10 protein-coding genes are annotated in these 14,232 nt (G+C 75.1%); 3 read left to right on the top strand and 7 right to left on the bottom strand.

Going from position 1 to position 14,232, the window contains the following annotated elements; genetic code table 11:
* Nucleotides 1-42: 42 nt before the first annotated feature.
* On the bottom strand, nt 43-1,302 hold the full coding sequence (locus tag G3I77_RS15340) for an FAD-dependent monooxygenase (RefSeq protein WP_248504087.1): 1,260 nt from the start codon (nt 1,300-1,302) through the stop codon (nt 43-45).
* A gap of 291 nt (nt 1,303-1,593) precedes the next feature.
* On the opposite strand from G3I77_RS15340, the gene G3I77_RS15335 reads away from it, so the two are divergent.
* The 3 genes from G3I77_RS15335 (at nt 1,594) to G3I77_RS15325 (ending at nt 4,029) form a co-directional block, all read left to right on the top strand.
* Entirely contained in the window at nt 1,594-2,592 is a 999-nt protein-coding gene (locus G3I77_RS15335; protein WP_248504085.1) for an ABC transporter ATP-binding protein, read from the top strand.
* Nucleotides 2,589-3,422, top strand: a complete 834-nt coding sequence (locus G3I77_RS15330; protein WP_248504083.1) for an ABC transporter permease — start codon at nt 2,589-2,591, stop codon at nt 3,420-3,422. Before G3I77_RS15335 ends, G3I77_RS15330 begins: the two co-directional genes overlap by 4 nt.
* 88 nt (nt 3,423-3,510) lie before the next feature.
* Complete coding sequence (locus tag G3I77_RS15325; RefSeq protein ID WP_248504080.1) at nt 3,511-4,029, top strand: YceI family protein; 519 nt, start codon at nt 3,511-3,513, stop codon at nt 4,027-4,029.
* 85 nt (nt 4,030-4,114) lie between these two features.
* Here G3I77_RS15325 and G3I77_RS15320 read toward each other — a convergent pair whose 3' ends face one another.
* From G3I77_RS15320 to G3I77_RS15295, 6 genes are read right to left on the bottom strand one after another with little or no spacing between them, the layout of a single operon-like run.
* On the bottom strand, nt 4,115-5,035 hold the full coding sequence (locus G3I77_RS15320; protein ID WP_248504078.1) for a thiopeptide-type bacteriocin biosynthesis protein: 921 nt from the start codon (nt 5,033-5,035) through the stop codon (nt 4,115-4,117).
* Nucleotides 5,036-5,073: 38 nt separating this feature from the next.
* Nucleotides 5,074-6,606 (bottom strand): nitroreductase family protein, encoded by a 1,533-nt coding sequence (locus G3I77_RS15315; protein WP_248504076.1) that lies wholly within the window; start codon nt 6,604-6,606, stop codon nt 5,074-5,076.
* Entirely contained in the window at nt 6,603-8,519 is a 1,917-nt protein-coding gene (locus G3I77_RS15310; RefSeq protein ID WP_248504074.1) for a TOMM precursor leader peptide-binding protein, read from the bottom strand. Before G3I77_RS15310 ends, G3I77_RS15315 begins: the two co-directional genes overlap by 4 nt.
* A complete protein-coding gene (locus G3I77_RS15305; protein ID WP_248504069.1) occupies nt 8,503-10,476 on the bottom strand; it encodes a hypothetical protein in 1,974 nt (657 codons plus the stop codon). The genes G3I77_RS15310 and G3I77_RS15305 overlap by 17 nt, the downstream gene beginning before the upstream one ends.
* A complete protein-coding gene (locus G3I77_RS15300; RefSeq protein ID WP_248504257.1) occupies nt 10,473-13,085 on the bottom strand; it encodes a lantibiotic dehydratase in 2,613 nt (870 codons plus the stop codon). Before G3I77_RS15300 ends, G3I77_RS15305 begins: the two co-directional genes overlap by 4 nt.
* The gene (locus tag G3I77_RS15295) at nt 13,082-14,158 is read right to left on the bottom strand and encodes a hypothetical protein (protein WP_248504273.1); all 1,077 of its coding nucleotides are present in this window, start codon (nt 14,156-14,158) and stop codon (nt 13,082-13,084) included. The genes G3I77_RS15300 and G3I77_RS15295 overlap by 4 nt, the downstream gene beginning before the upstream one ends.
* Nucleotides 14,159-14,232: the final 74 nt, after the last annotated feature.

The following is a 14,232-nucleotide window of genomic DNA, read 5'->3' as shown; positions in this document are numbered from 1 at the left end:
ATGCCCGGGGATGCGGAACACCGGAAAGTCCGGTGCCCCCGCTCACGCCGGTACGGGCACCACACTGCGGCCCGTCTCGTGCGCGTAGAGCGCGGCGCGGTCGCGCAGGGCCGCGTGCACTGCCATCTGCGCGTCCCTGCGGCGCTGGGCCGGGCCGTCCGGGAGGTGCAGGATGCCCGCGTTGCCGCGGGAACCGCGCTGGACCTCGGCCGTGCGCGGGATGCGCAGCGACTCGTAGCGGGCCAGGCGGCCGGCGATCGCCGCGGCCGGCGCGCCGACCAGGCAGGCCGCCAGGTCCATCGCGTCCTCGATCGCCTGGTTGGCGCCCTGCGCCATGAACGGGAGCATGGGGTGGGCCGCGTCGCCGAGCAGCGTGATGCGGTCGGTGGACCAGGTGCGCAGCGGCGGCCGGTCGTGCAGCGCCCACTGGTGGGTCGTCTCGACGGCCGCGACGATGTCGGCGACCAGGCCCGTCCAGGTGCCGAAGACCGCCCGCAGCTCGTCGGGGTCGCCGGGCCGGGACCAGGACTCGCGGGGCGGCGCGTCGGACGGCAGCGGCACGGTCGCGGCGTAACTGAGGTACGCGCCGGACGCGACCGGGTAGCACACGAAGTGCCCGCCCGGGCCGAGCCACAGCCGCACCAGGCGCTCGCGGGCGTACTCCGGCAGCGCCTCCACCGGCACCAGGCCCCGGTAGATGCCCAGGCCCGAGTAGACCGGCTCGTCGCGGCGCAGCGTCTCGCGGACCGTGGAGTGGATGCCGTCCGCGCCGACCACCACGTCCGCCTCGCGCACCGAGCCGTCGTCGAAGGAGAGGCGCACGCCCGCCCCGTCCGGGAGTTCGCGCGCCGCGCTCAGCTTCTGGCCGAGGCCCAGCCGGTCCCGGTCGACCAGGGAGAGCAGCGCGTCGTGCAGATGCGCCCGGTGGATCGTCAGATACGGCGCGGCGAACATGCGCTCGCAGTCGGCGCCGAGGGGCGTGCGCGCGATGGGCCGCCCGTTCCAGCCGCGTACCTCCATCGCCTCGATCCGCACCGCGTGCTCCCGCAGCGCCGGCCCGAGGCCGAGGCGCAGCAGGGGGCGGATCGCGTTGGGGGAGAGCTGGACGCCCGCGCCCACCTCGGCCAGTTCGCGGGTCTGCTCGTGGATCCGGTACGGCGTGCCGCTCGCGCTCAGCGCGCCGGCCAGGGTCAGTCCGCCGATGCCCGCGCCGACGACGGCGACCGTCGGCCGCTCCCCGCCGGCCGGCTCCGCGGAGTTCCCGGGCGGCCGCCGCTCTCCTGTGTCTTCGCCCAACAGCACCTCAGGGACCGCCTTCCGGGTCTTCGCGCCCCGTCCGCGCACCGTCGTGATGCGGGCGGCGTGGACGCACTGTCATCGGTCGTGTCCCCGAGCATGTGGCGCCCGCCGAAGGGCGGCAACGTCATGCCCCGCCCTGCTGACAACTGTCGCCGCCTGCGTGACGGACGTCATCGAAACCCCCGTCACGCCTGCTGCCGCACCCCCGCCCGGCCCTAACTTCCGGAAGGAGAAGACCGGTTACGACACCTGGAGGCACGCGGTGACACGCGAACGAGAAGTGGAGCGACCGCGGTGACCGCGGTGGCCGTCGAGGGCCTGCTCAAGAAGTACGGGGACCACGAGGCCGTGCGCGGCGTCGACTTCGCCGTCGAGGAGGGGGAGATCTTCGCCCTGCTCGGACCGAACGGCGCCGGCAAGACCACCACCATGGAGATCCTGGAGGGCTTCCGCCACCGCGACGGCGGCGACGTACGGGTCCTCGGCCGCGACCCCGGCGACAAGGCCGACGGGCGCCGGCTGCGCGGACAGATCGGGCTCGTGCTCCAGGACATCGCCGTGGAGCCGTACCTGTCCGTGCGGGAGACCATCGCCCGCAACGCCGGCTACTACCCGGCCCCGCGCGACATCGACGAGGTCATCGGCCTCGTCGGACTGGAGGAGAAGCGGGAGGCGAAGGTCAAGGACCTGTCCGGCGGGCAGAAGCGGCGGCTCGACCTCGCCCTCGGCGTGATCGGCGACCCCAAGCTGCTGTTCCTCGACGAGCCGACCACCGGCTTCGACCCGGGCGCCCGCCGCGGCGCCTGGGAGGTCGTGCGGAGCCTGCGCGACGCCGGCACCACCATCCTGCTGACCACCCACTACATGGACGAGGCGCAGGCCCTGGCCGACTCCGTCGCCGTCATCGCCGCCGGCCGGATCGTCGCCGCGGGCACGCCCGACACCCTCGGCGGACGCGACAGCGCGCTCGCCCGGATCCGGTTCGCGCTGCCGGCCGGCGCCGCCATCGACGACGTGCCGATCCCGGTCAGCGACGCCGAGGACGGTCTCGTCACCGCCGAGGCGGAGGAGCCGACCGCCGCCCTGCACCGGCTCACCTCCTGGGCCCTGGACCGGGGCACGCCGCTGGAGCGGCTGACCGTCGAGCAGCCCACCCTGGAGGACGTCTACCTGGGGCTGACCAGTTCGTACGCACAGCAGGACGCCTCGTCCCCGTCCACCGAGCGGGGCAGCACACCGTCCTCGGCGGCGCGTGCGCGCCGAGGGCGCCGACCCGGACGGAGCCGCCGATGACCAGCACCCTGCCCCCCACGACCACCGCCACCGCCCGGCGGGCCGAACGCGCCGGACGCGAACGGCCGGGCGAACGGGGCTCCCTCGCCCTGCTCGCCCATCAGATCCGCTACGAACAGCTGTCGTTCTGGCGCAACCCGCAGTCGATGGTGTTCACCTTCGTACTGCCCATCGTGATCATCTCGGTCTTCGGCGCCGTGTTCGCCGGCAGCGAGGGCCAGGACTTCTTCTTCGGCCTGAGCGGCCTGCAGTACTACACGCCGGCCATCGCGGCCGTGTCCGTGCTGGGCGCCTGCTACGGCCAGCTGGCGATCGTCCTCGCCATGCGCCGGCAGACCGGCGTCCTCAAGCGGCTGCACGCCACCCCGCTGCCCGCCTGGGTGTACTTCGCCGGGCTGCTCGTGCACTGCGTCGTCGTCAGCGTCATCGACGTGGCCCTGGTCATCGGCATCGGGCGCCTGTACGGGGTGCCGTGGCCCGCCGACTGGGCGGCCCTCGCGCTGACCCTGGTGCTCGGCGCGGCCAGCTTCTGCGCCCTCGGCGTCGGCGTGGCCTCGCTGATCCGCAACTCGGAGGCGGCGCCCGCGGTCGTGCAGTTCATCCAGTTCCCGCTGGTGTTCATCTCCGGCAGCTACTTCCCGATCCACTCCGACGTCATGAACAACATCGCCGGGCTGCTGCCGGTGAAGCCGTTCAACGACGCCATGCTCGCGCCGTTCGCGCACCACGGCGGCTTCCAGTGGAAGGAACTGGCCGTGCTGGCGGCCTGGGGCGTAGCCGGCGCCCTGATCGCCGTGCGCAGCTTCCGCTGGGACCCGCGCCCCGAGTAGAGCGACACGTCCCGACCCATCGAGGGGGCCTCCTGGAGGCCCCCTCGGCGCTTGTCCCGGCCCCCCCGCTTCCGGAAGGAACCCCACCATGTCCCTCGACCACACCACCCGCCCGCACCCGGCCCCGACCGGCGTGTGGCTCCTCGAACCGGACGACTCCACCGTGGAGTTCACCGGCCGGCATTTCTTCCTCCTGCCCGTACGCGGCTCGTTCCCGGTGCGCTCGGGCCGCGTCGAACTCGCCCCGGACGGCACGTTGCTCCGCCTCGACACCACGGTCGCCGCCGCGGGCTTCGAGACCGGCAACCCGCAGCGGGACACGGCGGTTCGCGGCCCGCGCTTCCTGGACGCCGAGCGTCATCCCGAACTGCGTCTGGCCGGTGAGGGCCTGGCGGACGACCTGAGCCTCACAGCGCGGCTGGAGGTCAAGGGCCGTGCGACCCCGGTGGCGTTCACGGTCGACGAGCTCACCGAGCAGGGCGAACGGGTCGTCGTACGGGCCACCGCCCGGGTCGACCGGCACGCCTGCGGGGTCGGCGGCATGCGTGGGCTGGTCGGGGCGGAACTGTTCGTGCGGGTGCGGGCCGTGTTCGTGCGGGAGGGATGAGGCGCACGGCGCGCACGCCAAAGAGGCCCGGCCGGGAAGGGGAATCCGGCCGGGCCTCCGCGCGGGCGCCCACGGGCGCGGGGGGTCACCCCGTTGGCGCCAGCCCGGGTGCCGGTGCCGGCGTGGGGAAGACGTGGGACAGCCAGGCGTAGGTGCGCAGTTCCTCCAGCAGGCTCAGGCCGAGGCGGTTGTGGAGCATGTGCGCGTGCGAGAAGAGGATCATGCCGGGGTGGACCGGCGAGTGCCGCCGGATCTCGCCGGCATGGGCGGCCAGAGCCTCGTACCAGCCGGTGAACGGCCCGTGCGCGTCCGGCGAAACGCCCGCCGCGGCCGGGTCCTGGTCGACCCTGGTGATCCGGTCCAGCAGCTCGGCGGGGTGCCCGGCGTCGGCCGCCCACGCCCGCCAGGCTTCCCGGCCGCGCGCGAAGTAGTGGGCCCGCTCGTCCGGGCCGCCGAGGGCGACCGCGGCGGACAGCGTGCCGCGCAGGGCGAGCCGGGCGCGCCGGGCCTCGGAGGTGACGAGCGGGGCCAGGCGCAGGACGAGTTCGCTGGAGAGGTGGAAGAGGGACTCGGCGGCCGGCATCAGGGCGGGGCCGCCGTAGCGCTCGTGCTCCGGGTCGTAGTCGGCGCGGTGCACGCCGGGCGGCAGCAGCGCGTGGACGGAGGTGTTGACGCCGGTCTCCCCGGCGGCGGCGAGCCGGGACGCGCCCTGCCGGTAGGCCTCCTCCGCCAGCGGTTCCTCACCGGGCGAGAGCCGGCCCGCCTCGGTGAGCCGGTCGCGCAGGGCCTGCTCCACGCGCGCCCGCGCGTCCGCGGACAGGCCCGCGATCCGCAGCCGCAGATGCGGCCCCGACTGCCAGTAGCGGATGAAGAACCAGGGGGTGCCGGGCGGGATTTCGCCGACCGTGGGGCCGATGACGTCCGTGAGGACGCGGTCGTGGGCGCTGCGGGCCGTGGTGCCGAGGTGCAGGTGCCAGGCGCTCCAGTCGTGCGGTGTGGTGGGCATGCGGGTTCCTTGTCCGGTCGGAGGGCTGATCCAGGGCCTTACGTACGCAGGTCCAGCACGGCACCCCCGGTCTCGCGCGGTACGCCCACCACCGCCGACAGGACGATCGTCTCGTCCTCGCCCAGGCCGATGACGTCCTTGGTCTGGATCTCCTTGAACGCCCGGACCGGCCGGGCGAAGAGGCCCTCCGCTGCGGCCGCCAGGCAGAGTCCGTGGACCGCCCAGCCGCAGGCGTGCTGGGCGGCGCTCCAGCCGGCGGGGCCGAAGCGGGCGAACAGTTCGCGGGGGCGGACCGAGAAGAAGACGGTGAGGGGGGCGTTGGCGATACCGCAGCCGTTGACCGGCGTCAGACCGTAGCCGTAGTGGGCCTCCAGGCCGGCGGGGGCGGTGGGGTCCCAACGGAGCAGGTGTGCGGTGCCGTCGTGGACGCGGTGTATCCCGGGGGTGTGGCCGTCGATGTGCTGGACGACGGCCGTGACGGTGACCGCGTCGAAGGCGGCGGCGAGGGAGGGGTGCGGTGGGGGAGTGCCGAGCCACGCCAGGGCCGTGGTCAGGGTGCGGTGGGGGAGGGGGGTGAGGCACTTCGCCGAGTCCATGCCGTGCAGGGCTCTGGGCATGCGGCCGGAGTGGCGGTGCCAGAGGAGGTCCGACCAGGTGGGGGTGTGGGGGGAGTCGAGGAGGGCGGGGGGTGCGGCTGTCGTGAGTCGTGCGGGTGCGTTGTGGCTGCTCGCGCAGTTCCCCGCGCCCCTGAAGGACCTTCTGTTGACGTCGATCACATCCCTGAGGGACGGATCCCCTTCGGGGGCCGGCGGTTCCGGCTCAGCCGGTCGGTGTACCGAGGGGGGTGGCCGGTCCACGTCGACCAGCCACGGCAGCGACCACTCCCAGGTGTGGTCCACGCCCAGTTCGCGCAGCAGCTCCGGTCCGTCCTCGGTCGGCGGCGTGAGTGTCGCCGGCACCCCGAAGAGCTCCAGGCCCAGGCTCAGCGCGCGCAGCACCATGCCCGTCTCGATCGCCACCAGCGAGCCCCGGAACCACTGGTACGCCCGCGGGATCGCGGTGTAGCGGCCGGTCAGGACCATGCGCGTGGGGGGTCCCGTGCCCCGGCCCGTGAGGGCGTGCCGGGTGGGTTCCAGCAGTCGCCAGGACTCGCCGTCCCCCACGAAGGCATGGACCGGGAACAGGCAGCGCGGTGAGGCGTAGGGGCGGTGTTCGTTGTACGGGTTCTCCGGTTCGCGGCGCACAGGGGCGAACGTGGCCGTCAGGGCGTGGGCCAAGGCGTCCGGCGAGGCCGGGCCGGGCGCCGGGACCCGGGGGTACGGGATCGCGGACAGGCGGTCGGTCGTGCCGGTCGGCAGCGGGGTCGACGGCCCCGCCGGGCGCGGTGGCGGTGGCGGCACATGGGAGTCGGGCGGGGGCGTGGCCGCCCAGGTCCACGGCGGTGGTTCCGGGCGGTCGTCGCCGGCGCCGTAGGCGTACCACAGGGGCTCGCGGGCGATGCTGTTGTCGCCCTCGGGGCCCGGCAGGTCGACCGGGGCGCGCCGCGTCCAGGGCTCGGCGGGGGCCGTCACGGGAACGGGTGCGGGTCGTAGGGGATCGCCCGGTGCTCCTGGCCCGTGCCGCGCAGGGCGGCGCGCAGCCGGGGCAGTCCGTCCAGGCGCTGCTGGGCGTGGCCGAAGCACATCGGCACGATGCCGGGCACGACGGCACGGGCGACCGCGATACCGGCGTCGGCGTGCTCCCGGCTGGTCTGGTCGACGACGACGATCCGGTCCAGGCCCGCGTCGGCGAAGAGCGAGGCCACGTACTGAAGGGTGCCGCGTACGTCGCCGCCGGCCGCGCGCTCCAGCCGTCCCGGCCAGTCCGGGAACGCCTCCTCCAGGGTGACGGCCGGGCCGCCGAGTCCGGCCAGGGCGCGGTCGCGGGTCTCGGGGATGGAGGAGAAGCGGACGTGGTCCTCCAACTCCTCCACCAGCCACGGGTCCTCGACCATCCGCTCGACCTGCTCACGCGTCCAGTCGACCGGGTTGGTGACCAGCTGGGCGACCTCGCGCAGCGCGCCGCGGATCGCGGACTCCGGCTCGGCGCCCGAACCGGCGGAGGAGAAGGTCGCCGGGAAGGGGTCCTTCTCGTTCACGGCGATCACCCACACCACCGGCAGGCCGATGTCCCGGGTGGCGACCAGGAGATGGACGTCGTAGCCACGGGCCCGGATCAGCTCGACCATGGCCCGGCTGGTGGGGTCGGTGAGGGTGCCGACCGGGATGTGGGGGAGCGGCTCGGCCCGGTACCAGGACGTCAGGAAGGCGTCCCGCTCGGCGAGTTCGAAGAGGGAGTGCAGGGCGGCCTCTTCGTGGTTGGCGCCGACCGCGCAGCCGCTGGAGCAGTCGAAGAAGTAGTGCCGGCGGTTCGCGGCACCGGCCACGCGCGCCGCGCGCCGGTCGCGGCGGAAGGCGTACTCGTACTGGTAGAAGGCGTGGTCCGCGGGGACCAGCAGGGGAGTGCCGTCGGCCAGGTCGTGACCCCAGGCCCAGTCCATCGGGGTGTCGGCCGTGAACGGCGTGGCCCGGCTGGTCGGGTGGGCGAGCTGCTCGGCGGTGTAGCGGCCGAGCCGGCCCGGGTCGACGGCTTGTTCGGCGACCTCGCGGTACGAGCGGCCGGTCAGCAGGGGGATGTCGTAGGGGTAGCCGCCGAGCCGTTCGTACGCCTCCAGGACGGCGACCGGTTCGGTCTCCGCGAAGGTACGGGCCCTGCCGTGGCCCATCGCCGGGGCGTCCGCGACGACGGCCATGCTCATCGCGAACGGGGCGTGCGACTCGCGCAGGATCGCGCGGACCGGCCCGAAGCGGTCGTCGACGAGCCGGTCCCGCAGGAAGCCGGGCTCGACGAGACGGCTCGCGGCGGTGCGGGTCGCGTCGCCGGGTACGGCGGGCCGGGAGCGGAGCGGGCGGGGCGCGGGGGCCGCGGTGGTCGTCAGGTCCGCGGGGGAGGGGCCGCAGGCCGGGCAGTGGAAGCTGCGGGCGATGCGGTGCCGGCGGGTGCCGCGGACCGTCACCGAGTAGGCCTCACCCGGCGCGAGGGGATGGTCGGCCAGGTGGGCCAGGCCGGTGCGCAGGAGCTCGGGCAGCAGCGGGGCGGGCGCGGCGGGGACGCGGGTGGCCTGGGTGAGGTCGCCCACGAGCGGGTGGTCGAGGACGGTGCGTTCGCGCACCTCGGCGCAGGCGGCACAGCCGGAGGTGGTGTCCGGCACCCACAGGGGTCCCACCATCACCTCGTCGTCGTACACCCGCACGGACAGGTGCGCGCCCCGCGCCCGGGTGACGCGGTCGCGTTCCCAGTCCAGGTCCCAGCCGAGGTTGACGGAGACGGAGGCCCCGGTGGTGCGGGCCAGGGGGATGAGGGCGGGGAGCCAGTCCTCGTGCGCCGTCCGGGGCAGGGCGGGGCCGGCCCGCACGGCGGTCAACGGCTCAGTGGTCGTCGGCATCGGTGGCCTCCTCGGCGGTCGTGGGGACGGCGTGGGCGGTCACCGGGCCGCGCCAGAAGGGAAGTTCGCCGAGCACCGGGTCGGTGCAGCGGGGCTGTCCCCCGTGGACGGCGAGCGCCGTGAGCTGCTCCCGCAGCGCGGCCCGGGCGGTGTCGTCCGCCGTCAGCAGGGCGTCGGTGGAGAGCGGGCCGGCCGTGCCGCCGGTCTGCGTGACGGCCAGTGCCGTGCACAGCGCGGCGTACGTCGCGTCGACGGCGGTCGGGCCCCAGCCGGCGCCCAGCGGCCGCCCGTCGACCGTGACCTCGGCCAGCGGCCAGCCGACCCCGGTGTACCGGGCCAGGGCGAGGACGGGTTCGGCCCCGCCGAGCAGTGCCCGCAACTCGGCGGAGATACGGCGGCCTTCGGCGTGCAGCGGGGGATCCTCGCCGGAGACGGCCCCTTCCTCCCGGGCGAGTCGGCGCAGGGCACCGTCCAGCAGCCAGTGCTCGCGGGTGAGGCCCGCCGCCGGGATGCCGGACGCGTCGGTGCCGTGGTCGCGCAGGGCTGCCAGCGCGGCGGCGATGGCCGCCGTCTCCTGGTGGGCGGCCCAGGCGGTGACGGTGCCCGTACGGTCCGCCCGGTGCTCCGCCGCACGCAGGGCGAGGGGCATCTGCGGAAGGTCCTCGCCCTGCGCGGAGGCGAAGAGGCCGGTCCAGCGGGCGGTGAGGACGCCGGCCGCCGCCAGGGCGGCCTCGGGGGCGGGGAGGGGTTCGGCGGGGGCGTCGTCGAGACGGACGGCGACCGCTTCGCTCACGGGGGCGCCCGTGACGGTGACGCGGTCGGCCGTCAGATCCGGTCCGTGCACGACGTGGGCCTCACCGGGCTCCGCGACACCCGTGAGGGTGTCGGTCAGGAGCTGTGCGGCGAGCGCGCCCGCGAGGGAGTGGGCGATCGGCCCGGTCGCCGGCTCGACGCCCTCGGCGTCCGCCCAGGCCCTGGCCCGGTCCCGGAAGACCTCCCAGACGCCCGGTGCGATGCCGACGGGGCCGACCAGCACCGGCCCGGGCCCGAGCAGCACGGGCACGTGCAGCGTGCCGTCCTCCTCGGTCCACGTCCGGTCACCGTCGAGAAACTCGACGACGACCCTGGGCACGCCCTCGGTCGTCACGGGTGCCGTCACCGCCGGGCCGCCGACGGGAGTTCCAGCACCCTGTTCCTTCACCGCCGGGCCGCCGACGGGAGTTCGTGTACCGGGTTGGTTCACCGCCGGGTCGCCGGCGGGAGTCAGGGGGTGGTGCACCGCCGGGTCGACGGCGGGAGTCTGTCGCGTGCGCACCGCCGGGCCGCCGGCGGTCATCAGTGCCCGGGATCCGCCGGCCGATCCGCTCCTGCCGGACAGCAGGGCGGGGTCCGCGTACATCGCGGGATCGCAGACCGGGACCAGGGGCGTCGGTGTCTCCGGAACGGCCGTTGCCGTCACATCGGTCACGCCCGCCCGGCGCAGTCCGCGCAGGGCCGGAGCCGTCGCTGTCGTCGGGCCGTGCAGCCGCACCCGGGCCCGGCGCAGGCGGGCGAACGCCGCGTACGGGTCGTCGAGGCGGGCGGTGAGGCGGGCCAGCGTGTCGGCGTGGCGGGCGGCCTGCTCGGCCGGTGGTTCCGGCTCGGTGAGCGCGGCCGGGTCCAGCAGCAGGCCGTTCTCCCGGAGCTTGCCGAGGAGATGCCGTACGGCGGGCCGGGCCCGCTCGGTGCCGAACTCGGCGACCAGGGCGTCCTCCGTCGTACCCGCCCGCAGCAGCGGTACGCAGCCGTCCGCCACCGCGTACAGCAGCTCCGAGCCGCGCAGCACGAACTGCCCGCGTGTCCCGCTGAAGTAGACGCCCCCCGGCACGGGCGCGTAGTGCAGCCCGGGCCGGGCCTTGAGCGGCACGGCACCCGCAACCGGCCCGGCCGGGCTCGTCTCGACATCGGTCACGGTCATGGCCGGACTCCTTCCGCTGCCCCGTTGTTCGCCGGGTCGTACACGAAGCGGCCTCCGGCCCTGCGCCCCACCTCGAGCACCCACTCCGTGGCGTGCGTGCCGTCCGTGACGCCGGGCAGGGCCTCCTCCAGATAGCCGGTGCCGGCCCCCCGGCGCTCCAGCATCCGCGGCAGGACCCGCACCGCGAGCGCGCTGGACAGGTCGACGTACTGCGGCTTCTGCGCCAGGCGCTTGGACTGGACGTCGGGAGCGCCCACCGACAGCGGCCCCTCGTCGTCCGGCGCCGACTTGATGACGACCTCCTCGGGGACGTCGTGACGCGACCGCCAGGCGGTCAGGGAGAGGAGCCGTTCGTGTTCGTCGGGCCCGGCGGCCACGGCCGTGTCCAGTTCGGTGCCGCCGTACCAACGCCGGCGCCCGATGAGGACGTCGCCGACGGCCATGCGCGGTGCGACGCGGGTCTGCTTGCCGTCCCACGGGGTCGCCGCGTGCCAGGAGTTGGGCAGGCTGTTGAAGAGCCGACCGCTGATCACCAGGCCGGAGGCGACCGACAGCGGCGGCGGGAACAGGCCCGGGTGGCCCGTGCCGAGCGGCAGCACCCGCAGCGGGGCACCGTCCGCGTCCTCGACCCGCAGCGTGTCGGTGTCCGGGTCGTGCGCCAGGCGCAGCGAGAACCAGTCCTCGGCGGTGAGGCCGCCGGGCAGCACCGGTGTGTGCGCGTTGACGTTGAGGCGGTGCAGGCCCAGGTCCTCGGTGATGCGCGTGCCGTCATGGCCGTAGAAGCGGTCCAGATGGCCGGCCAGGCGGGGCAGGGCGTGGCCGCCCTGGCGGCGGTCGGCCTCCAGGAAGCGCGCGTACAGCATGCCGTGGCCCGGCAGTCCGTCGTTGAGGACGAGTTGGTCGCCGGCCTGCTGGAGCAGCACGCCGTAGATCAGCGGGTCGCTGCGGAAGCGGTCGGGCAGCGACCGGGTCAGTTCGGCGACGTCCGCCGCGGTGAGCCCGAGGGTGTCCTCACCGGCCTGGGCCGTCTTCGTGAGGAGGGCGTGCACCTCCTCGGACAGCTCGCGGCGCAGCAGGTACATGCGCTCCAGGCAGCCGTCCGCCGGTCCGATCCCGGACAGCGCGGCGGCCTGGCCCGTGCCCTCGGGCCCGTACACGGCGGCCATCGCGGCGGCCCGCCGGGAGACCTCCCCGACGATGAACGCCGCGTGCTCGGCGAGCGGCACGTTCGCCCCGGCCCCGAACCGCTCCACGAACGCGGCGGTCATCAGGACCCGTACGTCGTGCAGCCAGTCGAAGACGGTCAGGAGCTCCACCGCGGGGCCGAGGTCGGCCAGCGGGGCGTGCCAGTCGGAGGCCGCCACCTTCAGCGGCGGCATGACGTAGTCCTCCTCGACCGTGATGTGCGCCGGGCGGCCCGCCGTCTGGCTGAACCGGCCGAGGTCGCCTCGCAGCCCGGCCAGCAGCGCGCCCCGCTCGGCGGCCGGTGCCTCGGTCACCCGGGGCAGCCCGGCGCGCACCCGCTGCGCCAACTCCCGTACGTCGGGCGGCTGCTCGGCGTCGGGAAGCGTCAGCAGGTCGTCGTAGTCGCTCGCGGCGGTCTGCTCCTCGGGCCGGCTGAACGTGCACAGCACGCCCTGCCGCAGGGCCTGCCGTACGCGGCCCTCGGCCTCCTCGGCGGAGCAGCCGGCCCGGGCGGCGACATGCGCGACGACCGCCGGGAACCTGCGCGGCCCCATCGACAGCGCGTCGAGCAGATCTCCCACGGGCCCGTCGAGCGGGACCGCGAGGCGGTGCATGCCCTGCTCGGAGAACTTCAGGAAGAAGAGCTTGCCCGCCTCCGGATCGGGATGCGAGGTGGGCGGCATCCCCACCCACAGTCCGGTCAGGTCGGTGTCGCCGGTGGGCAGGCCGCCGAGGACGTAGTGGAGCATGACCCGGTCCAGGCCCGGTACGGCCCGCGCGCCGGTGAAGGGCACCTCACCGGGGCGGACGGCCTCCGGGTCGCCGGCCGGGGCCGGTTCGGCGATGCCCACCGCGGTGAACCGGGAGAGCGGACTGGTGCGCACCATCGCCCGGGTCACGTACTGGATCAGGCCGCGCTCGGACTTGCGGGTGCGGGCGGACACCTTGCCCGGGCCCTCGACCGCGGCCCGGTAGCGCTCGGCCTCCTGGTGCACCTCGGGCGCGACGAGAGCGAGGGAGCGCAGCAGGTCCCCGTCACCCAACAGGGCGGCCAGCACCGTCCGTTCGCGGTCGGCGGCGGCCGGGTAGCCCTGCGTGATCGTGGTGCGCAGCCGCTCCCGCCCGGTCCAGGCGGCCAGCCAGCGGGTCACCGAGGGGGTGGTTTCGAGGCTCTCGGGCGTCTTCTTGGGGGCGCGGCCGTTGTGGATGGCGCGGCGCAGCGCGATGAGTTCACGCCGCTCGGTGTCCGAGGCGGCCGCGCCGATCCGCTCGTACAGCTCCTGCGAGCACACCTCGGCGGCTTCGGCCAACTCGGCCTCTGCGGTGGCGAGTTCACCGAGCAGGCGGCGCTGCTCCGGGTCGGCGAGGCGGGCCCTGCGCAGCGGGTTGACGCGCAGGAACCACTGGGGTTCGGGGCTGGTCATCGCGGGGCTCCCGTCGGTCGCGTGGCGGTGAAGCGCTCCCGCCAGCTGCTGCCGAGCACCTCGTCGACGGTCTCGGCGAGCGCGAAGCACATGTAGTAGCGCTGCATCGGCGAGACCGTGAGCAGGGGCAGCTGCTGGTAGAAGAGGTTCGTCAGCAGGCGGTAGGCGGCGAAGAACGGGGACGGGGTGCTGATCGCCCCCGAGCCGTGCACGGTCCGGTGGAAGTCGGTGTCCGGCTGCTCGCCGGTCGGCACCACCGCCTCCGCCCCGGGCGGGCCCATCCGGCTGCGGTCGACGCCGTCGGTGACGGAGTCCAGCAGGTCCGGGGTGAGGGCGCCGGTGGCGACCGCGTGGTCCAGGACCCCGGCGCCGTAGGCGAACGCCGTGCGCCACTGGGCGGCCGCCGGGGACACCGCGCCGCTCAGCCGCTGTTCGACGACCTCGCGGATGCGGGGCCCTTCTTTGGCGAGCCGCTCCCGGAAGACCGGGCGCATGTCCTTGCGCGGGGCCGCCCAGGCGAGGAAGGCCTCCACGTGCGAGCGGGGCGAGAACACCCCGTAGGCCGGCCCCAGGGCATGGGTGTCGACGAGGGCGGCGAACGCCTCCGCGAGGCGGACCGTGCCGCTGCCCGGCTCCTCGGCCATCCCCTCGATCATCGTCAGCACCGGTGTCGCGAGGGCGCCGTACACGACCGTGCGCAGGGCGTCGAGGCGCGGCTCCCGGGAGCGCAGCGCGGGATCGCCGGGTGCGACGCGCAGCACCGCGCCGTGCTCCCGCAGCGGCAGGTACGGCGGCTCCACCGCTTCGAGGCGGCCGAACTCGCGGGCCTGGTCCAGATACACCTCCTCGGTCAGCGCCCGGGCCGGGTCGAGGGGGCCGGCGTCCAGCGCGGCCTCGATCGCCGCCCAGTCGACGGCGCCGCCGGGCGGCACCGCGCCGGCCGGGGCGAGCACGTCGACGTGCGGTCCGTGCAGCCAGCCGCGGCGCACCTGCACGCCGGGCACGCCCCGCTCGCCCAGTGCGCGGGCGACCGGGACGACGTGCCGGGCCAGCCAGGCCGGTGTCACCGGCATCCGGGTATGGAGTCGCACCCCCGTCAGGCCGGCGGAATCCGGCCTCACGGCAATGCGCTCCGGAGCGTGAACCC

The sequence above is a fragment of the Streptomyces sp. D2-8 genome (assembly GCF_023184515.1).
Taxonomy (GTDB): domain Bacteria; phylum Actinomycetota; class Actinomycetes; order Streptomycetales; family Streptomycetaceae; genus Streptomyces.
Note: the sequence above shows the minus strand (reverse complement) of the source record. Positions and strands in the feature narration are given on the sequence as shown.